The sequence below is a fragment of the Nannocystis punicea genome (assembly GCF_026965555.1).
GTDB classification, from domain to species: domain Bacteria; phylum Myxococcota_A; class Polyangia; order Nannocystales; family Nannocystaceae; genus Nannocystis; species Nannocystis punicea.
Genome location: NZ_CP114040.1, coordinates 6,888,790 through 6,910,059 on the forward strand (window position 1 = coordinate 6,888,790; position 21,270 = coordinate 6,910,059).

Here is a 21,270-nt window from a genome sequence, read left to right on the forward strand (position 1 = left end):
GCCCGAGCCCGCAGCGCGCTCCCGACCGCCGGGCGCGCTGCTGTGATTGCCTGAAGGACATGTCCTTTATGACATATCATGGGTGACCGACCCCGCCGGCCGCTGCTGGCGCGCGGACGGATCGCCGGCATACTGCGCGGCCATGAGACGGCGAGGCGAATCGAGGGTCGCGGTCGTCACCGGCGCCTCGAGCGGGCTCGGGCGGGCGACCGCCTATCGGCTGGCGGAGCGCGGCTGCCGGGTGGCAGTGGCGGCGCGCCGCGTCGACGAGCTCGAGCGCACCGCGGCGGGCTGCGGCGAGCGCGGCGGCCAGGCGCTGGTAGTGCCGACCGACGTCACCCGCGAGGACGCGGTGATGCGGCTCGCGGACACGACGCTGTCGACCTGGGGCCGCATCGACGTGTGGATCAACAACGCCGGCGTCACCCTGTTCGCCCCGCTCGAGGGCGGGGCGCTCGCGGATCACCGGCGGGTGCTCGAGACCAACCTCTTCGGCGCGATCCACGGCGCGCGCGCCGTGGTCCCGGTGTTTCGCCGCCAGCGGCGAGGCACGCTCATCAACATCGGCTCGGTGCTCAGCAAGATCGGCCACCCCTTCGTGCCGTCCTACGTGATCAGCAAGTTCGCCGTGCACGGCCTGACGGAGGCGCTGCGCGTCGAGCTGGCCGAGTACCCCGACATCCACGTGTGCACCGCCTTCCCCTACGCGATCGACACCCCGCACTTCCAGGTCGCGGCCAACGACCTCGGCCGCCACGTCCACGCCATGCCGCCGGTGCAATCGCCGGAGAAGGTCGCGCGCGCGGTGGTCGACCTCGTCGATCATCCCCGGCGCCAGAGCTTCGTGCCGAAGATCGCCGAGCTCGGCCTCGTGATCCACCGCTTCTTCCCGCGCACCCTGGAGCGGCTGCTGTACCGCGCGCTCGGTCGGTTCCACCTCGGCGCCGGCGAGCCGCCGGTCGAGGGCAACCTGTTCCGCCCGGCCGACGAGGACGCGGCGGTGCACGGGCGCCGCCCGCCGCGGATCGGCGCGCCCTCGTTCATCGCCTGGACCGGGCGCGAGATCCTCCGCATCGAGGCCGACGCAGTCCGCCACCGCCTCCGCCGATGGCACGTGCTGCCTACGACGCCGTGATCGTCGGCGCCGGGCCCAACGGCCTGGCCGCCGCGATCGTCCTCGCCGCCGCGGGTCGCTCCACCCTCGTGATCGAGGCCGCGGCCACCCCGGGCGGCGGCTGTCGCTCGAGCGCGCTGACCCTGCCCGGCTTCGTCCACGATCCCTGCGCCGCGATCCACCCGCTCGGCGCCGCCTCGCCGCTTTTTCGCAGCTTGCCGCTCGCGCGTCACGGCCTGGCGTGGATCGAGCCGCCGACCCCGCTCGTGCACGTCATGGCCGACGGCGCCGCGGTGCCGCTGGAGCGGTCGCTCGCCGCCACCGCCGCGCAGTTCGGCGCCGACGCGCCGATCTACCGCGACCTCGTGGGGCCGTTCGTCGCCCGCTTCGACGACCTCTTGCCGATGATCCTCGGCCCGCTGCGCTGGCCCGCCGATCCGCTGCTGCTGGCCCGCTTCGGCGCGCTGGGCCTGCGGTCGATGCAGGGCCTCGCGCGGCGCTTCGCCGACGAGCGCGCGCGGGCCCTGCTGGCGGGGATCGCCGCGCACGCGATGATCCCGCTCGACGCGCCCGCCACCGCCGCGTTCGCCCTGGTGTTGACGATCGCCGCGCACGCGGTCGGCTGGCCGCTCGCGCGCGGCGGCTCGCAGTCGATCGTCGACGCCCTCGTCGCCCACCTGCGCGAGCTCGGCGGCGAGCTCGAGCTGAACCACGACGTCACGCATATCTCCGAGCTGCCGCCGGCGCGCGCCTATTTGTTCGACGTCTCGCCGCGACGCCTGGCCACCATCACCGCCGGCCGCCTGCCCTCGGCGTACCTCCGCCGGCTCGGCTCGTTTCGCTACGGCCCCGGCGTCTACAAGCTCGACTGGGCCCTGAGCGCCCCGATCCCCTGGCGCGACCCGGCCTGCGCCCGCGCCGGCACCGTCCATCTCTCGGGCTCGCTCGCGGCCATTCATCACACCCTCGTCTGCGTCCACCGCGGCGAGATCGCGGCCGAGCCGTTCGTCCTGCTGGCCCAGCCGAGCCTGTTCGACCCCACCCGCGCGCCGCCGGGGATGCACACCGCCTGGGCCTACTGTCACGTCCCGCACGGCTCGGCCGCCGACGTCGGCGCGCGCATCGAGGCCCAGGTCGAAGGCTTCGCCCCCGGCTTCCGCGCCGTCATCGTCGCCCGCGCGGCCCGGACCGCGGTCGACATGGCCCGCTACAACCCCAATTACGTCGGCGGCGACATCAACGGCGGCCTGGCCGATCTGCGCCAGCTGTTCTTTCGCCCGCTCGTCCGCCGCGATCCGTACACCACCCCCGCACCCGACATCTTCCTCTGCTCGTCGTCGACGCCGCCGGGCGGTGGCGTGCACGGCATGTGCGGCTACGGCTGCGCGCGCAGCGTGCTCGCGCGGGCGCTCGCGTGATCGATCACCATCGCCGACCATGATGCGGCTCCTGTCCTTCAACCTCAACGCCTACGGCGAGCGGCACGGCCCGTGGAGCGCACGCCGGCCGCTCGTCGCGGCGATGCTCGCCGAGCAGCGGCCCGACCTGGTCGCGCTGCAGGCGGTCGCCCGCGACCCTGCGATCGAATCGGGCCGCGATCAGGCCGCGCAGCTGGCCGGCGACGTCGGCGGGTACGACGTCGTCTACCGGCCCGCGGCGCGCGATGCGGACGGGCGTGAGCAGGGCCTCGCCTTGCTGTCGCGGGTCCCGGCGCTGGCGGTCCGCGTCCAGCCGCTGTCGCGCCGCGGCGACGACGACCCCCACGATCGCGTCCTGCTGCACGGCCTCTATCCGGCGCCCGGCGGCCCGCTCCACGTCGTCTGCGCCCACCTCTCGTGGGTCGACGAACAGGCGCGCGACAACGTCGACGAGCTCCTCGCCTACCTCGCCGCGCTCGCGGGCCCCACGCTCGTCCTCGGCGACTTCAACCAGACCCCGGGCAGCGACGCGCTCGCCCGCCTGGTCCGCGGCGGCCTCGTCGACGCCTGGTCCGCGCTGCGCCCCGACGCCCCGGGTCACACCTTCTACGAGGCCGGCGCGCTGGCCCGACGCATCGATTATTTGCTGCTCGATCGCCGGCTCGCCCCGCGCCTGCGCGGCGTCTCCCTCGTGCTCGACGGACCGGGCGAGCGCCGGGCCTCCGACCACGCGGGCGTCCTGGCGCTGCTGGCAATGCCCGACGAGCGGGCGGACGTCGCTCCGTCGACGCGCCAGGGTTTTCGCCAGCGATCGGCCCGCTGACCACAATCGGCGCGGCCGGCGGAATCACCACACGACGCCACGTGCACCGGGCGGGCGTGATTCGACTGGCCCCATTCGGCCGCCCGTGTCATGAACGGCCCGATGATCGAAACCGCTCAAGACCCCACCATCTACCAGGTGATTCGCGACCAGCACCGCGCCATCTCGGAGCTGCTCGCCCAGCTGTCGCGCGAGCAGGACGTCGCCCGCGGTCAGCAGCTGTTCACCCGGGTCCGCGACGCGCTCGACCGCCACGCGCGGGCCGAGGAGGCCGTGTTCTACGACGTCCTCGCCCAGCACGACGCCGAGGGCAAGAAGCTGGCCCGCGACGCCGAGTCCGACCACTCGGACATCCGGCGCCGGCTCGCCGAGCTCGAGGTGATGCGGGCCGACGACGACGCGTGGGGGTCGAGGATCGAGGCGTTGACCGAGAACGTGACGCAGCACGTCGAGTTCGAGGAGAACACGATCTTCCCCGCGATGGAGGCCTTCATCGACGACGATCAGGCGCGCACCCTGGCCGAGACCTTCGAGGCGCTCGAATCGCGGGTCGAGCCCGAGGCCGCCGCGTGATCGGCCGACTACGATGATTTCCCGCCCGCGGAGCGAACCACGGCAATGAGCGGAGTCGTATCACCGGAGGTCGCGCTCGGCTCGGCCGCGAGGGAGTCGGACCTGCGCGCGCGGGTCGGCGGATGGGGCCCGTCGCCGCGCGAGGTCGTGGTCATGCGGGCGCTGCCGGGCCTCGGCGACTTCCTGTGCGTCACGCCGGCCCTGCGGGCCCTGCGGGCCGCCCTGCCGCGGGCGCGGATCACCTTGCTGGGCCTCGCCGGCACCCGCGCGCTGGTCGCCCGCTATCCGCACCTCGTCGACCGCCTGCTCGCGTTCCCCGGCTTCCCCGGCCTGCCCGAGACCCCGCCCGACGTGCGCGCCTTGCCCGACTTCCTGCGCGCGGTGCAGGACCGCTTCGACCTCGCGCTGCAGATGCACGGCGACGGCCTGGTCAGCAACATCTTCGTCCAGCTGCTCGGCGCGCGGGCCACCGCCGGCTTCTACGCCCCGCCGCAGCCGTGCCCCGATCCGGCCACCTTCCTGCAATACCCCGGCGATCTGGCCGAGCCGCGCATTCACCTCAGTTTGCTCGGCTTCCTCGGCGTCGAGGCGCGCGGCGAACGGCTCGAATTCCCGCTGGCCCCGGCCGACGAGCGCGAGTGCGACGCGGCGCTGCGGGCCGCCGGCCTCGCGCCCGACGTCGGCTTCGCCATCGTCCACCCCGGCGCCGCCGCGCCGCAGCGGCGCGTCGAGCCCGAGGTGCTCGCGCAGGTCGTCGACGGCCTGGCGACGCGCGGCCTCGCCGTGGTCGTCACCGGCCACGCCCACGAGGCCGGCCTCGCCGCCGCCGTCGGCCGCCGCGCCGGCCGCGACCTCGTCGATCTGGTCGGCCGCACCTCGCTCGGCACCCTCGGCGCGCTGGTCCGGCGCGCGCGCCTCGTGGTCGCCGGCGACACCGGCGTCTCGCACCTGGCGAGCGCGCTGCAGACCCCGAGCGTCGTCGTCTTCCGCGTCACTGCCCCGGGCCGGTGGGCGCCCCTCGATCGCGTGCGTCACCGCGTCGTCGACGCCCGCACCGCGCCGCCGACGGCCGCAGCGATCCTGGCCGAGGCCGACGCCGCGCTGTTCCTCGCGGGGGTGGACCGTGATTGACCCGCGGGCCGCGCTGCGCCGGGCCCGACGGCTGCTCGTCGTCCCGCCCGCGGCCGGCTGCGACGAGCTCGGCCCGGCGCTGATCCGCCTGCGCGTCGCCCTGCCGCAGGCGCTCGTGGTCCTGCTGGCCGACGCGCGCGCGGCCGGGCGGGTCGCCGCCTTCGTCGACGAGGTCATCCCCGCCGGCGCGTGGTCGCGGTTCGACGCCCGCCGCCTCGCGGCCCTGGTCGAGCGGCTGGCCGGCGCCCGCCTCGACGCCGCCCTCGTGTTCACGGCCGTCGGCGAGACCGCCTTCGAGGTCGCCTACCTCGCCTATCTCGCCGGCATCCCGGTGCGGGCCGGCTTCGCCGTCGAGTTCGGCGGCACCGTGCTCTCGCCGGCCGTCCCGCCCCCGCCGGCCGGCGTCATCGGCCCGGGGCGCCACCTCTCCCTGCTCGACGCGCTCGACCTGAGCGCGGCGCTCGCCCCCGCGGGCGCGAAAGCGAGGCCATCGTGCGACGACTCCGCGTTCTGACCTGGCACGTTCACGGCAGCTACCTCTACTACCTCACCCACGCGCCGCACGACTTCTACCTGCCCGTAAAGCCAGGTCGTCCCGAGGGCTACGGCGGGCGCAGCGGCGGCTTCGCCTGGGGCGCCAACGTCCACGAGGTCGCGGCCGACGTCCTGGCGCAGCAGCAATTCGACGTCGTCCTGTTCCAGTCGCGGCGCAACTACGAGTGCGATCAATTCGAGGTCCTGAGCCCCGCCCAGCGCCGTCTGCCGCGCGTCTACCTCGAGCACGATCCGCCGCGCGAGTCGCCGACCGACACCCGCCACCCGGTCGACGACCCCGACGTCCTGCTCGTGCACGTCACCCCGTTCAACGCCCTCATGTGGGACGCCGGGCGCACCCCGGCGCGGGTCGTCGAGCACGGCGTCCGCGTCCCCGACGACATCCGCTGGACCGGCGAGCTGACGCGCGGGATCGTCGTCGTCAACGACCTCGCGCGGCGCGGCCGTCGGCTCGGCCGCGACGTGTTCGACCGCGTGCGCGCCGACGTCCCGCTCGACCTCGCCGGCATGGACTCGACCGCCCTCGGCGGCCTCGGCGACCTGCCGCTGCGGGAGCTGCACGCGCGCCTCGGCCGCTATCGCTTCTTCTTCAACCCGATCCGCTACACCAGCCTCGGCCTGGCCGTGTGCGAGGCGATGATGATCGGTCTGCCGATCCTCGGCCTCGCCACCACCGAGATGAGCACCGCCGTCCAGAGCGGCGTCAACGGCTACGTCGAGACCGACCTCGGGCGCCTGGTCGGGCACATGCGGCGCCTGCTCGCCGATCCGGCCGAGGCCGCCGAGCTGGCCGTCGGCGCGCGCAGGCTCGCCCGCCGGCGCTTCGGCATCGACCGCTTCGCCGCCGACTGGTCGCGGGTCCTGGGCGAGGTCACCGGATGTCCCGAGGGACAGGTCACCGAGCCGGCGCGGAGGACCGCGTGAAACCCCTGCCGTTCGAGGCCGACGCCGACGTGGGCTACGCCGCGCGCCCGCTGCGGATCGCCATGATCAGCGAGCACGCCTCGCCGCTCGCGCCGCTGGGCGGGCGCGACAGCGGCGGGCAGAACGTCTACGTCGCCCAGGTCGCGCGCCACCTCGGCCGCCGCGGCCACCGGGTCGACGTGTTCACCCGCCGCGACGGCCCGACCTTGCCCACGGTCGTCGAGCTCGGCGACGGCGTGCGCGTGATCGCGGTCGACGCCGGCCCGCCCGCGCCGCTGGCCAAGGAGACCCTGCTGCCGCTGATGCCCGCGTTCACCCGCGCGGTCGCGGCCCACGCCCGGCGCGAGCGCTACGACCTCGCGCACGCCAACTTCTTCATGAGCGGCCTGGTCGCCGCCGAGCTCAAGCGCGAGCTCGGGGTCCCGTTCGCGGTCACCTTCCACGCCCTCGGCAAGGTCCGGCGGCAGCACCAGGGCCAGGCCGACGGCTTCCCCGACGAGCGCTTCGCCATCGAGGAGCGGGTCGTCCGCGAGGCCGACGTGATCGTCGCCGAGTGCCCGCAGGACGAGGTCGACCTGATGACGCTCTACTCGGCCGATCCCGAGAAGCTCGTCATGGTCCCGTGCGGCTTCGATCCCGGCGAATTCTGGCCGGGCGGCCGCGCCGAGGCCCGGGCCGCGCTCGGCCTCGCCGACAGCGACCGGGTCGTCCTGCAGCTCGGGCGCATGGTCCCGCGCAAGGGCGTCGACAACGTCATCCGCGCGCTCGCGCGGCTGCCCGCCGACCTGCGCGCGCGCCTCGTCGTCGTCGGCGGCGAGGCGCGGCGGCCCGACCCCGCGCTCACCCCCGAGATCGGCCGCCTCCAGGCCGTCGCGCGCGCCGAGGGCGTCGCCGATCGCGTCACCTTCGTCGGCAGCCGCGGCCGCGACGAGCTGCGCGACTACTACGTCGCCGCCGACGTGTTCGTCAGCACCCCGTGGTACGAGCCGTTCGGCATCACCCCGCTCGAGGCCATGGCCTGCGGCGTCCCGGTGATCGGCGCCAACGTCGGCGGGATCGCCCACACCGTCGCGCACGGCGAGACCGGCTACCTCGTCCCGCCGAGCGACCCCGACGCCCTCGCCGACAAGCTCGCGCTCGTCCTGTCGCAGCCGCGCCTGGCCCGGCGCATGGCCCAGCTCGGCCTCGAGCGCGTCCACGCCATGTTCACCTGGGAGAAGGTCGCGGCGCGCCTCGCCGACGCCTTCGCCGGGGCCGTCGGTCGTCGGCCCGCCGAGGCGCCGACCGCCGCCGTCGCCGCCGTCGACCGCGGCTTCGACGACCTGCTCGCAGTCCTGTCGCGCGCCCGCTCGAGCCTGCGCGACGACATCGTCCGCGCCGCCGACCTCGTCAGCACCGCCTTCGCCCGCGGCGGCAAGGTGCTGGTGTGCGGCAACGGCGGCAGCGCCACCGACGCCCAGCACTTCGCCGCCGAGCTCGTCGGTCGCTTCCTCGCCCCCGACCGCCCCGGCCTGCCGGTCATCGCCCTCAACGCCGACACCGCCGTGCTGACCGCGTGGGCCAACGACGTCGGCTACGCCGACGTGTTCGCCCGCCAGGTCCGCGCCTACGGCCGCCCCGGCGACCTGGTGTTCGGCATCTCGACCAGCGGCCGCTCGGCCAACGTCGTCGCCGCCCTGAAGGCCGCCCGCGACTGCGGCCTCCACACCTTCGCCCTCCTCGGCGGCACCGGCGGCGAGGCCGGCGACCTCGCCGATTGCGCCCTGATCGTCCCCTCGCCCGACACTCAGCGCATTCAGGAGGTCCACACCTTGGCCCTGCACCTGATCTGCGAATTGGTGGAGGCGCGGGTGGCCCCCTTGCAATGACTCGCCTTCGAACGGAGGACCCATGACCCTCGTGATCGAATCACCCCTCGCGGGCAAGACAGCGCTCGTGACCGGCGGCGGCTCCGGCCTCGGCGCCGAGATCGGCCGCACCCTCGCGGCCGCCGGCGCGCACGTGGTCGTCGCCGACATCCAGCCCGGGCCCCTGGCCCGCCTCGTCGCCGAGGTGCGCGACGCCGGCGGCAGCATCGAGGGCGCGCCGCTCGACGTCCGCGACGCCGACGCCGGCCAGACCCTGATCGAGGACATCGTGACCCGCCGCGGCCGCCTCGACGTCCTCGTCAACAACGCCGGCACCGACAAGACTCTCGCCGTCGACGAGCTCAGCGTCGACGACATCGACCGCGTCCTCGCCGTCAACCTGCGCGGCCCGTTCGTCCTCAGCCGCGCCGCCTTCCCGCGCCTGCGCGCCCAGGGCGGCGGCTACATCGTCAACATCGTCTCGACCGCGGCCAAGCGGGCCTGGCAGAACGCCAGCGCCTACCACGCCAGCAAGTGGGGCCTCCTCGGCCTGTCCCACGCCCTCCACGTCGAGGGCCGCCCGTTCGGCATCAAGGTCACCGCGCTCCTGGCCGGCGGCATGCGCACCCCGTTCATCCTCGACCGCTTCCCCGACACCCCGATCACCAACCTCCAGGACCCGCGCAACGTCGCCGAGACGATCCGCTTCCTCCTCGCCATGCCCGGCGAGTCGGTCGTCCCCGAGCTGATGGTCGTGCCGATGCGCGAGACGAGCTGGCCATGACGCGCCTCCGCCCCGCCGCCTTCCTCGACAAGGACGGCACCCTCATCGACGACGTCCCCTACAACGTCGACCCCGCCCACGTCCGCCTGACCCGCGGCGCCCGCGACGGCGCCTGGTCGCTGCGCGCCGCCGGCTACGCCCTGGTCGTCGTCACCAACCAGTCGGGCGTCGCCCGCGGCCTGTTCAGCCCGCACGACCTGCTCGGCGTCCAGGCCCGGATCGAGGACCTGCTCGACCTCGAGCTCGACGGCTTCTACTGGTGCCCGCACCTGCCGGCCGGCGCGGTGCCCGAGTACGCCGTCGTCTGCGACTGCCGCAAGCCCGCCCCCGGCCTGCTCCGCCGCGCCGCCCTCGACCTCGGCCTCGACCTCGCGCGCTCGTGGATGATCGGCGACATCGCCAGCGACGTCGAGGCCGGCCGCCGCGCCGGCTGCCACACCGCCCTGCTCGCCGCCTCCCCGCCCGCGCCCGAGCCCCGCCACGCGCCGACCCTCGTCGCCGCCGACCTCGCCGAGGCCGCCCGCCGGATCGTCGCCGACCACAACTTCGGCGAGCACGACGAACGCCCCACGTCCTTCGCCTGAGCGACCGCGATGCCCACCCCGCGCCCATCCTCCCGCCCGCGCTCGCCGGCCCTTCAGGACATGTCTATAAAGACATGTCCAGAAGCGCCGGCCCCCGGCGCACCCGCGGGCCGCGGCGCGCCGCCTGCGACCGCCCGCGCCCGCGACCCCCGCTCCGGCGCACCGCCAAACGCACTTTCGGACATGTCCTTTACGCCATTCCCGGAAGCGCTGGCGCCCGGGCGCGACGCCGTCGCCGACGCCCGCGACCTCGCCCGGGGCGCGCCGTCGAGCGACATGTCCTCTTCGACATTCCCCGGAGCGCCGGCCCCGAGCTCCGCCCTCGCCTCCCCGTGCGCCGCCGCTCCCCGCACCGACGCCCGCGACCTCGCCTCCGGTACGCTTGCGAACGCACTTTCGGACATGTCCTTTGCGACATTCCACGAAGCGCCAGCCCCCGGTCCCATCCTCGCGCCCGAGTGCGCCGCTGGTAACCTCGATCGCGGCGTCCGGTTGCAGGTCCTTTCAGACATGTTCATCGCAACATGTCCCGAATCACCCCTCGCCCCGGAGCGACCGCGATGACCCACGTCCTGCTCCCCGTGCTCGACGCCTTCGCCGGCCTGCGGACCCTCGTGATTGGCGAGGCCATGCTCGACGCGTACCTCGACGGTCACAGCGAGCGGCTGTGCCGCGAGGCCCCGGTGCCCGTCGTCGACATCGACGCGCGCCGCGACGTCCCCGGGGGGGGCGCCAACACGGCCGTCAACGTGGCCGCCCTCGGCGCCCGGGTCACCTTGCTCTCGGTCGTCGGCGCCGACGACGACGCCGATCGCCTGGCCCGCTCCCTCGCCGCGCTCGGCGTCCCCGACGACGGCCTCGTGCGCGCCGGGTCGCGGCGCACCCTCGTCAAGCAGCGCGTCCTCGCCGGCGGCCAGATCCTCCTGCGCCTCGACGCCGGCAGCCGCGACGGCCTCGACCCGGCCTGCGAGTCGCGCCTGCGCGAGCGCCTGCGGGCCGCCTGGCGCGAGGTCGACGCGGTCATCGTCTCCGACTACGGCTACGGCGTCCTGACCGAGGGCGTCCTCGACGAGATCGCCGCCCTGCAGGCCGCGCACGAGCGCGTCCTCGTCGCCGACGCCAAGGACCTGCGCCGGCTCGCGCGCGCCCGGCCCACCGCGGTCAAGCCCAACTACGCCGAGGCCGCGCGCCTGCTCGGCCTCACGGGCGGCCACGGCGACGGCCGCGTCGACCAGATCGCCGGCCACGAGGCCGAGCTGCTGCAGACCACCGGCGCGCGGGTGGCCGCGGTCACCCTCGACAGCGCCGGCGCCCTGGTCTTCGAGACAGGTCAGCCCGCCTACCGCACCTACGCCCGCCCCACCTCCGACGCCAACGCCACCGGCGCCGGCGACACCTTCGTCAGCGCCCTCGCCCTCGCCCTCGCCGCCGGCGCCCCGACCCACGCCTGCGCCGACCTGGCCCAGGGGGCCGCCACTCTGGTCGTCGCCCGCGACGGCACCACCGCCTGCACGGCCGCCGAGCTGCGGGCCCACCTCGCCTCGCAGGACAAGCTGCTGAGCGACGACGACCTCGCCGTCGTCGCCGACTGCCTGCACCGCGCCGGCAAGCGGCTGGTGTTCACCAACGGCTGCTTCGACATCCTCCACCGCGGCCACATCACCTGCCTCAGCCGCGCCAAGGCCCTCGGCGACGTCTTGATCGTCGGCCTCAACGCCGACGCCAGCGTCCGCCGGCTCAAGGGCGCCACCCGGCCGATCAACCGCGCCGCCGATCGGGCCCAGGTCCTCGCCGCCCTGTCGTGCGTCGATCACATCGTCGAGTTCGCCGAGGACACCCCCGTGCGCCTCATCGAGCTCGCGCGACCCGACGTCTACGTCAAGGGCGGCGACTACAGCCTCGACAACCTGCCCGAGGCCCCGCTCGTCACCAGCCTCGGCGGCGAGGTGTGGTTCTTGCCGTACCTCGACGACTTCAGCACCACCGGGATCCTGGCCCGGATCGGCGCAGGAGGGGGCCACGGATGAGCTGGTCGTCGGCCCGCCGCGTCCTGTGCGTCCGCCTCGACACCCTCGGCGACGTGCTCATGACCACCCCGGCCCTGCGCGCGGTCAAGGAGGGTCACCCGCAGCGCCACCTCACCCTGCTCACCTCGCCCCCCGGCGCGGTCGTCGGCCGCCTCGTGCCCGAGGTCGACGACGTCTGGACCTACGACGCCCCGTGGCTCAAGGCCAGCGCCGCGCGCAGCGACGCCGCCCGCGATCGCGCCGTCGTCGACCGCCTCCGCGCCGGCCGCTTCGACGCCGCCGTCGTCTTCACCGTCTACAGCCAGAACCCCCTGCCCGCCGCGCTCCTGGCCTTCCTCGCCGACATCCCGCTGCGCCTGGCCCACTGCCGCGAGAACCCCTACCAGCTGCTCACCGACTGGGTGCGAGAGACCGAGCCCGAGCGCGGCGTCCGCCACGAGGTCACCCGCCAGCTCGACCTCGCCGCCGCCGTCGGCCTGCGCCCGTCGCATCAACGCCTGTCTCTCCGGCCATGTCCTGAAGACCACCTCGCCGCCGAGCACGAGCTCCGCCGCCTGCGCCTCGGTCGCCGCTGGGCCGTCGTCCACGCCGGCGCCTCCGCCAGCTCGCGCCGCTACCCGCCGGCCGCCTTCGCCGTGGTCGCCCGCAGCCTCGTGCGCGACCACGGCGTCGACCTCGTGTTCACCGGCACCGCCGACGAGGTCGCGCTGGTCGAGCAGATCCGCGGCGCCGCCGGCGTGGCCACCCACTCCCTCGCCGGTCGCCTGACGCTCGGCGCCCTCGCGGCCGTGATCGGCCGCGCCGGCCTGCTCATCAGCAACAACACCGGCCCCGCCCACGTCGCCGCCGCCATGGGCACCCCCGTCGTCGACCTCTACGCCCTCACCAACCCGCAGCACACCCCGTGGGCCGTCCCGGCGCGGGTCCTGAACCACCCCGTCCCGTGCGCCCCCTGCTACCGATCGATCTGCCCCGAAGGCCATCACCTGTGCCTGCGCGGCGTCCCGCCCGCCGCCGTCGTCGCCGCCGCCCTCGAGCTGCTGCAGCCCGGCGCCCGCGAGAACGAGGCTGTAACCATCCCCTGCCCCCTCGCAATGTCGTGACCCCCGCGACCCACTCGCGCTCCCCGACCTCTCCGACAATGTCATGACCAATTTTGCCCCTCGCCCTGCGTCGAGCCATCCCTCGCCCCCTCGCAGCGCTTCACCTCGCCTCCCCGCAATGTCATGACGTCACGCCGGAGCCATCCTCGCCCCTCGCAGCGCTTCACCTCGCCTCCCCGCAATGTCATGACGTCACGCCGGAGCCATCCCTCGCCGCAGCGCTTCACCTCGCCTCCCCGCAATGTCATGACCTCTCGGCCGGAGCCATCAACGCCGCTCGCAGGCTTCACCTCGCCTCCTCGCCATTCATGGCCTCTCGGCCGGCGCCATCCCTCGCCGCTCGCCGCGCTTCAGCTCGCCCCCCGCAAAGTCATGACATCTCGGCCGGAGCATCCCTCGCCGCTCGCCGCGCTTCAGCTCGCCCCTCGCAAAGTCATGACATCTCGGCGGGAGCATCCCTCGCCGCGCGCCGCGCTTCAGCTCGCCCCTCGCAAAGTCATGACATCTCGGCCGGAGCATCCCTCGCCGCGCGCAGGCTTCCCCTCGCCTCTTCGCAATTCATGACCTCGGCGCAGCCATTCAAGCTCGCAATGCCTCGTCCCTGCCCTCGCCATGTCGTGCCCCCTTGACGCCTCCCCCGGAGCCCATCGATGTCCCCTCGCAACGACCCGATCCCCGCGCCGCTCGCCCTCGATCCTCGCCCGCGGCTCGGCCGCGACTACTCGCGGGTACGCGGGACCGATCCCGCTGCGACCCGTGACCGCGGGCGCGCGCAGCGGCTCCCCGACTGGTCGGGGGTGCGGCGGATCCTCGTCGTCCGGCTCGACAACCTCGGCGACGTCATCCTCACCGGCCCGACCCTGCGCGCCCTCAAGGCCCACCTGCCGCACGTCCACCTCACCCTGCTCGCCAGCCCCGGCGGCGCCCCGGCGGCCGCCCTGCTGCCGTGGGTCGACGACATCGAGCCGTGCCGCGCCCTGTGGCAGGACCTGGGCCGCCTCGCCTTCGATCCCGCGCGCGAGCGCGACCTGATCGCCGCCCTGCGGCGCGGCGACCACGACCTCGCCCTGATCCTCACCAGCTTTCGCCAGACCCCGCACCCGGCCGCCCTCGCCTGCGCGCTCGCCGGGATCCCGGCGCGGATCGGCGAATCACGCGAGCGCGGGCGGGCCCTCACCGTCGCCCTCCCGCACGCCGACGACGCCCTCCACCAGTGCGAGCGCAACCTGCTGCTGATCGAGCGCCTCGGCGTGCCGGTGACCGATCGCCGGCTCGAGATCCGGCTGCCCCGCGCCGCCTGGAGCGCCGCCGACGCCCGCCTGGCCGCGCACCGCGTCACCGGCGACTACCTCGTGTGGAACCCGTTCGCCAGCTGCGCCGCGCGCACCTACGACCCGCTGCGCCACGCCCTCGCCGCCCGCGCCCTCGCCGAGTACGCCGACCTGCGCCTCCTCGTCTGCGGGGCCGCCCGCGACCGCCAACGCGTCGGCGAGCTCGCCGCGCTGCTCGGCCCGCGCGGCGTCGACCTGGTCGGAGAGACAGATCTGCCCGAGTTCGCCGCCCTCCTCGCCGGCGCCCGCCTCGTCCTCACCAACAACACCGCCGCCCTGCACCTCGCCGACGCCCTCGCCGTGCCCCAGCTCGTCACCTACGCCGGCACCGACCGCGACAGCCAGTGGCGCCCCCGCACCTCCCCGCACCGCCTCCTGCGCCGCCCGACCGCCTGCACCCCCTGCTACCGCTTCGCCTGCCCGACCGAGCACGAGTGCCTGGCCCTGGCCCCCGCCGAGGTTTTGGCCGCCGGCCTGTCCCTGCTGGCCGAGACCTCCGTGCGCGCCTGAAACCCCGCGATGTCCGCCCGCACGCCCCGCTCCTCCGTACCGGCGAACTCGATCACCGCCCCCTTGATCTGCGAGCGAGCAGCCCGCGCCCATCCCCGATCGGTCAGATGATTCCGCCGGGCCGTCGGCATGACCTGCGAGCATTCAGGCCGAGCCGCACGGATGCTTTTATCGGCTGAGTCTGATGATTCCGCCGACAGTCGGTCCTCGCCGGGACGACTACGAGCATTCAGGCCGAGCCGCGACAGCAGCCCGAGCAGGATGCACAGATGCTTTTTATCGGCTGATTCCGCCGGCAGTCGGCCCCTCGCCGGAGCGACTGCGAGGTTTCAGGCCGAGCCGCGACAGCAGCCCGAGCAGGCTGCACGGGTGCTTTTTATCGGCTGAGTCTGACGACGGCAGCCGACCCCTCGTCGGAGCGACTGCGAGGTTTCAGGCCGAGCCGCGACAGCAGCCCGAGCAGGATGCACGGGTGCTCTTCATCGGCTGAGTCTGATGATTCCGCCGGCAGTCGGCCCTCGCCGGGGACGACCGCGAGCCTTCAGGCCGCGACGATAGCCCAAGCAGGATGCGTAGGCGGCCGCGACGGCCTCATCGCTTTCGCGGGCGGCTCCGACCTCGGCTGCAGCCGAGCCGTCTGTCGCGGACGCGGACGCGAGCGCGAGCGTCGCCGACGCGAAGCCCGCCAGGACGAGCCCGATTGTGCCAGCGAGACAGGCGCGCCCGCTCGTCGGGCATTGCTGCGCCCGCTCGCCCGCCGTCCCGCGCGCGGCCACTCCGGCCGAGCCCGGCGTGGCGAGAGATGCTCGCCTTCTCGTCGCCGGTGCCCACAGTCCGATACGCGCGGGTTGTGCGCGATGGCCTCGCTCTCGTCTGTGAGCGCAAACGGGAACCCGAGCGGAGCGGCCCTCACGACCGCTTTCGCCGCGTCTCCGGCGATTAGGCGGAACTGCGGCGCACGCAACTGCCAATACGATCACACTCGGGAGGGATGCTCGCATGAATCACGAACGAGTTCAAGCCCCATCGGCCCCGCTCTGGGGGAACCTCAGCGACGAGGAGTTTCTCCTCGAAGCCGAAGCCAGCCTCGAAGCGCTGTGCGAGAACATCGAGGAGCTGTCCGCCGACGACCTCGAGACGATGCCGGAAGACCTCGACAGCTGAGCCCGTCGACCCTGGACGCTCTTCACCCCGCCGCGCTCCGATCGGTCCCCGCAACGGTGCCTTCACGCGCCACCCCTGCGCGCTTCACCACCGCCGATCGCAAGCGTTTTGCAACAAAGCCCGGTCATCGCGGGTCCACGCCAGCTCGTCGCACGAGCGGCTCGCCTGCCACAGCCGACCCCAAGCGCTCGCCGAGCTCCTCGCTGTCGGTCTGTCCCGGCTCGCCGAGACCTCCGTACGCGCATGGCCATGGCTCCGATCATTCGTCCCCCAATGTCCGGCGACGAGTCCGAGGTCGCGCATTCGCCAATGCGACGTCTCGCCGTCGCGCCGCGGCGAATGTCCACAGCGCGACGCGGCCGCGATTGCACTGGCGGCCTCGCGCGGACTCGCCACGTCCATCATCCATGCGGTGTCGTGGCCGCCCACGGCGCGCGCACCGCCGCGGTGAAACACGTTCTCGGGCGCTGGAACCTGTCTTACGAGCGAGAGCGCGGCCGCCATGAATAGCGATTCGCCTGTCGGAACCGCGCCCACGGAGCCTCACCGGTTGCCGACCGCCGACTCGGACGAATCGCTCACAAACAGAGACCCTGTCCGTCAATCGTCGTTGCCTCTACAATCGCCGCCGGTGGACGACGGGCAGCTCGCGCCCGCGACCCCCATGAACGACGGAGGCAGCGATGGCGACGGACACGGTCTCGGGCTTCGAATTGTTGCAGGACGCGCCGCTCGTCGCGCTCCAGGTCGACTCCGGGGGCACGATCCTCGCCTGGAACGCCGCCGCCGAGGCCGCCTTCGGCGTGACCAGCGACGAGGCCGTCGGCCGCCCGATCGGCGCAGTCGTCCCGGTCCCCGGCGGTGACGACGCCTGGCAGGCGCTGCTCGCCGAGGGCCGCGACGCCCGGCGCGTGTGGGCGACGCGCTGGGAGGGCCGGCCGGTCGTCACCTGCGAGTGGAGCCTGCGCCCGCTGAGCGGCGGCGGCGCCGTGTTCTACGGCCGGCCCGCCGCGTTGACGGTCGACACGCAGCCGCAGATCCGCGACGTCCTGCTGCGGGCGCTGCTCGACAACGTCGAGATCATCGCCTGGGTCGCCGACATGTCGGGCACCTGCCTGCTGATGGACGGCATCGGCATGGCACGGACCGGCATGACCTCCGACATGCTGCTCGGCCAGGACCTCCTCGCCGGCTTCGGCGACAAGTACCCCCTGGTCCGCGAGGCCCTCCAGGGCACCGCGGTCCGCTACCTCACCCAGGAGGGCGAGGGCTCCTACGACAACTGGGTGATCCCGGTCCGCGACGGCCAGGGCCGGCAGATCGCCGTCGCCGGCGTCGCCCTCGACATCACCGAGTCCAGGCGCCGCGAGGAGGAGCTGCAGGCCAAGCTCGACCTCATCGAGCGCCAGCAGCAGGCCCTGCGCGAGATGTCGACGCCGATCATCGAGGTCTGGGACCGCGTGATCTGCCTGCCGATCGTCGGCCTCGTCGACACCGCCCGCGCCTCCGACATCATGGACAACCTCCTCCAGGCGATCACCCGGGCGCGCGCCCGCTTCGCCATCCTCGACCTGACCGGCGTCGACGTCGTCGACACCAGCACCGCCAGCCACCTCCTCTCCCTGATCCGCGCGGTGCGCCTGCTCGGCGCCGAGGGCGTGCTCACCGGCCTCCATCCCAACATCGCCCAGACCGTCGTCACCCTCGGCGTCGACCTCACCGCGCTGCACGTCCGCGCCACCCTGCGCGACGCCCTCAAGGTCGTCCTCGCCCAGCTCGACCGCCGCTGAGCCCAGCCACCACGCCCCTGTAGCTTCTGTAGCGAACGGGCCGGAGCGACCGGCGAGGGCCCGGCCCTCCTCCGGGGCAGCACGAGCTCGACCCACTGCAGCACCAGGCCGGCCGACAGCCCCGCCGCATCCTGCGGCATCATGGGCGCCGTGCGCTTCGCACCCAAACAGTTCCTCGGCGCCTGCGAGCGGCAGCGCTCGGCCCACGGATTGTCGCTGGCAGATCTGCGGCCCACCGTGCCCGAGCACGAGGTGCACCAGCACACCCACGAGGACGCGCACTTCCTGCTGTTGCTCGCCGGTCGTTATGTGAGCAGCGCGCGCGGCATGCCGGAGGTCTGCGATCGACCCGCGCTGGTCCTCAACCCGCCGGGGACCACGCACAAGGATCGCTTCCGCGGCCTGGACGGCCGCTTCTTCACCCTCTCCGTACCGGCCGAATCATGGCACTCGGTCACGAAAGCCCGCGCCCTCCCCGACCACGCAGTGAGGCTGGGGACCGCCGCCCTGCTCGCCGCCTATCGCCTGTGCGACGAATTGCCCCGCTGGGACGACGCCTCCGCGCTGGTCGTGGAATCCGAGTACCACCTGCTCCTCGCCGATGCCGCGCTCGACGCCCGCGAGCGATTGTCCTCGGGGCCGCCGTGGCTGGCTCGCGCCCGCGAACGACTGCAGGACGCCAGCGACGTCACGCCGCGCCTGTCCGAGCTCGCCGCGGCCGCCGACGTGCATCCAGTGCACTTCTCGCGGGCCTTCCGGGCCCGCTACGGCCGCTCGCCCGGCGAGTACCTGCGCCACTGCCGTCTCGAGCGCGCCTGCGCCCTGCTGCGAGACCTCCGCACCCCCCTCGCCGCCATCGCAGCGCAGTGCGGCTACGTCGACCAGAGCCACTTCAGCCACGCCTTCCGGCGCGCCTACCGGCTCACCCCCACCGCCTTCCGCCGGCTCCTCCGGCGCGCCTGACACGTTCACGGCGTACAAGACCACGCCCCGCGGCCCGGATAACCTCCCTCCCGTCCGAGAGCCCGATGACCGTGTTCAACGTGTTCGCCGCCTGTCCGCTCGCCTGCCTGCTGCTCCTCGACGCGACCGCGGCGACCTGCGCCGCCGACCCCCCGGCCGCTGCGAGCGCACCACCTCGCCTCGACGACACGAAAGCGGCCCCGGCCGCTGCGAGCGCACGACCCCGCCTCGACGACCTCACGAAGGCGGTCGAGGCCGGCGAGTTCGGCCAGATCACCAGCATCCTGGTCGCGCGCGACGGCCAGCGGCTCTACGAGCGCTACTTCGACGACGGCGGGCCCGAGGCGCGGCGCAACACCCGATCGGCGACCAAGACGATCGCCGGCATCCTGGTCGGCCAGGCGATCGCCGACGGCCGGCTCCCGGGCGCGCATGCGCCGATCCTGGCTTACCTCGGGCAATACGGCCAGCCCGACTACCCCGATCCGCGCAAGGCGGAGATCACCGTCGAGGACCTGCTGACGATGTCGTCGCTGCTCGAATGCCACGACGAGAACCAGTACTCGCGCGGCCACGAGGAGCGCATGTACCTGGTCGAGGACTGGGTGAAGTTCTACCTCGACCTGCCGATCCAGGGCTTCCCCGCCTGGATGCCGAAGCCCGCCGATTCGCCCTACGGCCGCAGCTTCCGCTACTGCACCGCCGGCGTGACGACCCTCGGCGCGGTGCTGCAGGCCGCCACCGGCGAGCGACTCGACGCTTACGCGCAACGCAAGCTGTTCACGCCGCTCGGCATCGACGACCCCGAGTGGCAGCTCTCGCCGCTGGGCCTGCCGCAGGCCGGAGGCGGCCTCGGCCTGCGCAGCCGCGACCTCCTGGCCCTGGGCCAGCTCTACCTCGAAGAAGGCCGCCACGCCGGCCAGCAACTGGTGCCCGCCGAGTGGGTCGCGCGCTCCGTCCAGCCGCACGCCCGCGTCGACGAGGGCATCGAGTACGGCTACCTGTGGTGGCTGATGCAGTTTCCGGTCGGCGACCAGACCTGGAAGTCATGGGCGATGAACGGCAGCGGCGGCAACACAGTGCAGGTCTTCCCCGCCCAGAAGGTCGTCGTGGTCATCACCACCACCAACTTCGACCGCCCCCAACCGCATCGCATCACTGCCAAGCTGCTGACGGAGAAGATCCTCCCGGCGCTGTGAGGCTCGCGCTCTTCCCAGCGCGTCCGGGAACTGGGCCATGCCGCAACGCCGTCACTGCTTGTCCCCCGCTTTTCTACTGGCCCTCGCGGCCCTCGGATTTCGCTAAACTTGAGAATCCTGGACCTCACCGTTTGCGATGCCGCGCTTGAACCTCGCGCAAAAAAGCATCCTGGCTAGCAATCATGAAGAATTTGCTGTGCTCAGCCTGGAACTCGTTTACCTCAGTCAGATTCCGTGCCCTGCTCAACGGGCCATACTCAGGATCCCCACGCTTGTACGCCTGAACGATTCTTGAAGGGCTGATTGGGATAACTCTTGCAGCCCAGAAGTCCGGAAGGATAAATTCACCATCATCGGCATCAACAACCCCCCACATAATATCCGCCTCATGCAATGCCGTGAGTTCTGCATCAACCCATGCCGAGATCAAAGAGTCGACGATTCCTCGCGTCTCATCGCCGCGATCGGAGTATAGCACGCGTCCCGACCTTTCCTCGCGATCTCGGGTTTCCTGATCGTACTTCACCCTAGTAATACTTGGGAAATTGTAAGCTCGTGGCGGCTTGGAGAAAACCCGAAACCTAGCTCTGGAAAGCGCCCAGTATTCGCTAAATGCCTCCTGAACGATTGGCTCTTCGATGTTTCCGGGCAAATCCGGCAACACCAACAGAAATAGATCATCCACCGCCTTCATCCAGTCAGATTCCGCTGACTGCGACCACAGGCGGTGAGCACAGAACGAGTAGTCTCGAGGAGACTTACGCCTCAAAGTGTTATGCCGATGGTGCAAAGCCCAGACCTGGGTTTCCCCTGGCGCTAAAAATCTTCTTATGTGGGCCTGCGGAATCAAATGCTGACGCTTAACGATAACGACATCGCCTGTTTCCTTTGCGAGTTCATGCGTCGCAGCGTCAAGGTAATCATCATCATTACTATCGACATCTTCAATCGACTCCCAGTGCCGCATCAGCCCCACTATTCGGCCAATAATCGCGGCGCCAACAGGCTCATAGTATGGGTGGTAAATAGTCTGTCCGCGACGTCTATTTTTCGCGGCCAAAAGGCCAACAACCTTCTTGCTGGGCGCCGCACTCTCATCATAAGGTTCCACCGTCACAAGGTGCTGCACCTTTCGAATCATCCCACGAACCGCGGGAGTGTCTTCGAGAATGCGCGACTGGTGCAGCCGACGCAGGCCCAAGCCACGAACCGTCGTTCTCTGGGTAAGCGGACGATGGATCGGGCTGCGTATAAGAACGACTTTCAGTTTCCTCGCCATGAGGTCAATCCGACATCAGATGGGCCTTTTGATCAAGCCTAGCCAGGCTTGGATCATGCAGGCGAATGCGCCTCGTGCGCGTTCGGCCAAGTCTCTCTCGCACACGAGGCGCGGCGGTAGTGCCAGCCGGTCAAGCCCCACGAGGCCCGGC

The 21,270-nt window shown here is 72.5% G+C and carries 17 protein-coding genes and 1 pseudogene; 17 read left to right on the top strand and 1 reads right to left on the bottom strand.

Going from position 1 to position 21,270, the window contains the following annotated elements; translation table 11 throughout:
• The first annotated feature begins 142 nt into the window (after positions 1-142).
• From O0S08_RS26560 to O0S08_RS26640, 17 genes are all read left to right on the top strand, one after another.
• Positions 143-1,135: an SDR family NAD(P)-dependent oxidoreductase gene (locus O0S08_RS26560; RefSeq protein WP_269032080.1), complete on the top strand. Its 993-nt coding sequence runs from the start codon at positions 143-145 to the stop codon at positions 1,133-1,135.
• Positions 1,108-2,532, top strand: coding sequence for a phytoene desaturase family protein (locus tag O0S08_RS26565; protein WP_269032081.1), 1,425 nt, complete (start codon positions 1,108-1,110; stop codon positions 2,530-2,532). Before O0S08_RS26560 ends, O0S08_RS26565 begins: the two co-directional genes overlap by 28 nt.
• Before the next feature lie 19 nt (positions 2,533-2,551).
• On the top strand, positions 2,552-3,355 hold the full coding sequence (locus O0S08_RS26570; RefSeq protein WP_269032082.1) for an endonuclease/exonuclease/phosphatase family protein: 804 nt from the start codon (positions 2,552-2,554) through the stop codon (positions 3,353-3,355).
• A gap of 102 nt (positions 3,356-3,457) precedes the next feature.
• Complete coding sequence (locus tag O0S08_RS26575; RefSeq protein WP_269032083.1) at positions 3,458-3,928, top strand: hemerythrin domain-containing protein; 471 nt, start codon at positions 3,458-3,460, stop codon at positions 3,926-3,928.
• A gap of 45 nt (positions 3,929-3,973) precedes the next feature.
• Positions 3,974-5,059: a glycosyltransferase family 9 protein gene (locus O0S08_RS26580; RefSeq protein WP_269032084.1), complete on the top strand. Its 1,086-nt coding sequence runs from the start codon at positions 3,974-3,976 to the stop codon at positions 5,057-5,059.
• The gene (locus O0S08_RS26585; RefSeq protein ID WP_269032085.1) at positions 5,052-5,573 is read left to right on the top strand and encodes a glycosyltransferase family 9 protein; all 522 of its coding nucleotides are present in this window, start codon (positions 5,052-5,054) and stop codon (positions 5,571-5,573) included. The genes O0S08_RS26580 and O0S08_RS26585 overlap by 8 nt, the downstream gene beginning before the upstream one ends.
• Entirely contained in the window at positions 5,552-6,538 is a 987-nt protein-coding gene (locus O0S08_RS26590; RefSeq protein ID WP_269032086.1) for a glycosyltransferase, read from the top strand. Before O0S08_RS26585 ends, O0S08_RS26590 begins: the two co-directional genes overlap by 22 nt.
• Positions 6,535-8,406, top strand: a complete 1,872-nt coding sequence (locus O0S08_RS26595) for a glycosyltransferase (protein ID WP_269032087.1) — start codon at positions 6,535-6,537, stop codon at positions 8,404-8,406. The genes O0S08_RS26590 and O0S08_RS26595 overlap by 4 nt, the downstream gene beginning before the upstream one ends.
• Before the next feature lie 22 nt (positions 8,407-8,428).
• On the top strand, positions 8,429-9,169 hold the full coding sequence (locus O0S08_RS26600; protein WP_269032088.1) for an SDR family oxidoreductase: 741 nt from the start codon (positions 8,429-8,431) through the stop codon (positions 9,167-9,169).
• Positions 9,166-9,753 carry a D-glycero-alpha-D-manno-heptose-1,7-bisphosphate 7-phosphatase gene (locus O0S08_RS26605; RefSeq protein WP_269032089.1) on the top strand — a complete coding sequence of 196 codons (588 nt, stop codon included), beginning with the start codon at positions 9,166-9,168 and terminating at the stop codon, positions 9,751-9,753. Before O0S08_RS26600 ends, O0S08_RS26605 begins: the two co-directional genes overlap by 4 nt.
• Positions 9,754-10,277: 524 nt before the next feature.
• On the top strand, positions 10,278-11,780 hold the full coding sequence (gene rfaE2 / locus O0S08_RS26610; protein WP_269032090.1) for a D-glycero-beta-D-manno-heptose 1-phosphate adenylyltransferase: 1,503 nt from the start codon (positions 10,278-10,280) through the stop codon (positions 11,778-11,780).
• Complete coding sequence (locus O0S08_RS26615) at positions 11,777-12,883, top strand: glycosyltransferase family 9 protein (RefSeq protein ID WP_269032091.1); 1,107 nt, start codon at positions 11,777-11,779, stop codon at positions 12,881-12,883. Before rfaE2 ends, O0S08_RS26615 begins: the two co-directional genes overlap by 4 nt.
• 650 nt (positions 12,884-13,533) lie before the next feature.
• Positions 13,534-14,724 carry a glycosyltransferase family 9 protein gene (locus tag O0S08_RS26620; protein ID WP_269032092.1) on the top strand — a complete coding sequence of 397 codons (1,191 nt, stop codon included), beginning with the start codon at positions 13,534-13,536 and terminating at the stop codon, positions 14,722-14,724.
• Positions 14,725-15,723: 999 nt separating this feature from the next.
• Complete coding sequence (locus O0S08_RS26625) at positions 15,724-15,888, top strand: hypothetical protein (RefSeq protein WP_269032093.1); 165 nt, start codon at positions 15,724-15,726, stop codon at positions 15,886-15,888.
• Between the two features lie 683 nt (positions 15,889-16,571).
• Positions 16,572-17,678, top strand: coding sequence for an STAS domain-containing protein (locus O0S08_RS26630; RefSeq protein WP_269032094.1), 1,107 nt, complete (start codon positions 16,572-16,574; stop codon positions 17,676-17,678).
• A 150-nt stretch (positions 17,679-17,828) separates the two neighbouring features.
• Positions 17,829-18,641: a helix-turn-helix transcriptional regulator gene (locus O0S08_RS26635; protein ID WP_269032095.1), complete on the top strand. Its 813-nt coding sequence runs from the start codon at positions 17,829-17,831 to the stop codon at positions 18,639-18,641.
• A 65-nt stretch (positions 18,642-18,706) separates the two neighbouring features.
• Complete coding sequence (locus tag O0S08_RS26640; protein WP_269032096.1) at positions 18,707-19,840, top strand: serine hydrolase domain-containing protein; 1,134 nt, start codon at positions 18,707-18,709, stop codon at positions 19,838-19,840.
• 1,093 nt (positions 19,841-20,933) lie between these two features.
• Here O0S08_RS26640 and rpmD read toward each other — a convergent pair.
• A pseudogene (gene rpmD / locus O0S08_RS26645) lies at positions 20,934-21,119 on the bottom strand (50S ribosomal protein L30); the annotation flags it as partial.
• Positions 21,120-21,270: the final 151 nt, after the last annotated feature.

Bases quoted from the DNA above. Each gene is read 5' to 3' on its own strand.
- O0S08_RS26605 (WP_269032089.1), top strand. From the start codon at position 9,166: ATGACGCGCCTCCGCCCCGCCGCCTTCCTCGACAAGGACGGCACCCTC.
- O0S08_RS26615 (WP_269032091.1), top strand. From the start codon at position 11,777: ATGAGCTGGTCGTCGGCCCGCCGCGTCCTGTGCGTCCGCCTCGACACC.
- O0S08_RS26560 (WP_269032080.1), top strand. From the start codon at position 143: ATGAGACGGCGAGGCGAATCGAGGGTCGCGGTCGTCACCGGCGCCTCG.
- O0S08_RS26580 (WP_269032084.1), top strand. From the start codon at position 3,974: ATGAGCGGAGTCGTATCACCGGAGGTCGCGCTCGGCTCGGCCGCGAGG.
- O0S08_RS26600 (WP_269032088.1), top strand. From the start codon at position 8,429: ATGACCCTCGTGATCGAATCACCCCTCGCGGGCAAGACAGCGCTCGTG.
- O0S08_RS26565 (WP_269032081.1), top strand. From the start codon at position 1,108: ATGGCACGTGCTGCCTACGACGCCGTGATCGTCGGCGCCGGGCCCAAC.
- O0S08_RS26630 (WP_269032094.1), top strand. From the start codon at position 16,572: ATGGCGACGGACACGGTCTCGGGCTTCGAATTGTTGCAGGACGCGCCG.
- rfaE2 (WP_269032090.1), top strand. From the start codon at position 10,278: ATGTCCCGAATCACCCCTCGCCCCGGAGCGACCGCGATGACCCACGTC.
- O0S08_RS26620 (WP_269032092.1), top strand. From the start codon at position 13,534: ATGTCCCCTCGCAACGACCCGATCCCCGCGCCGCTCGCCCTCGATCCT.
- O0S08_RS26640 (WP_269032096.1), top strand. From the start codon at position 18,707: ATGACCGTGTTCAACGTGTTCGCCGCCTGTCCGCTCGCCTGCCTGCTG.
- O0S08_RS26570 (WP_269032082.1), top strand. From the start codon at position 2,552: ATGATGCGGCTCCTGTCCTTCAACCTCAACGCCTACGGCGAGCGGCAC.
- O0S08_RS26575 (WP_269032083.1), top strand. From the start codon at position 3,458: ATGATCGAAACCGCTCAAGACCCCACCATCTACCAGGTGATTCGCGAC.
- O0S08_RS26625 (WP_269032093.1), top strand. From the start codon at position 15,724: ATGAATCACGAACGAGTTCAAGCCCCATCGGCCCCGCTCTGGGGGAAC.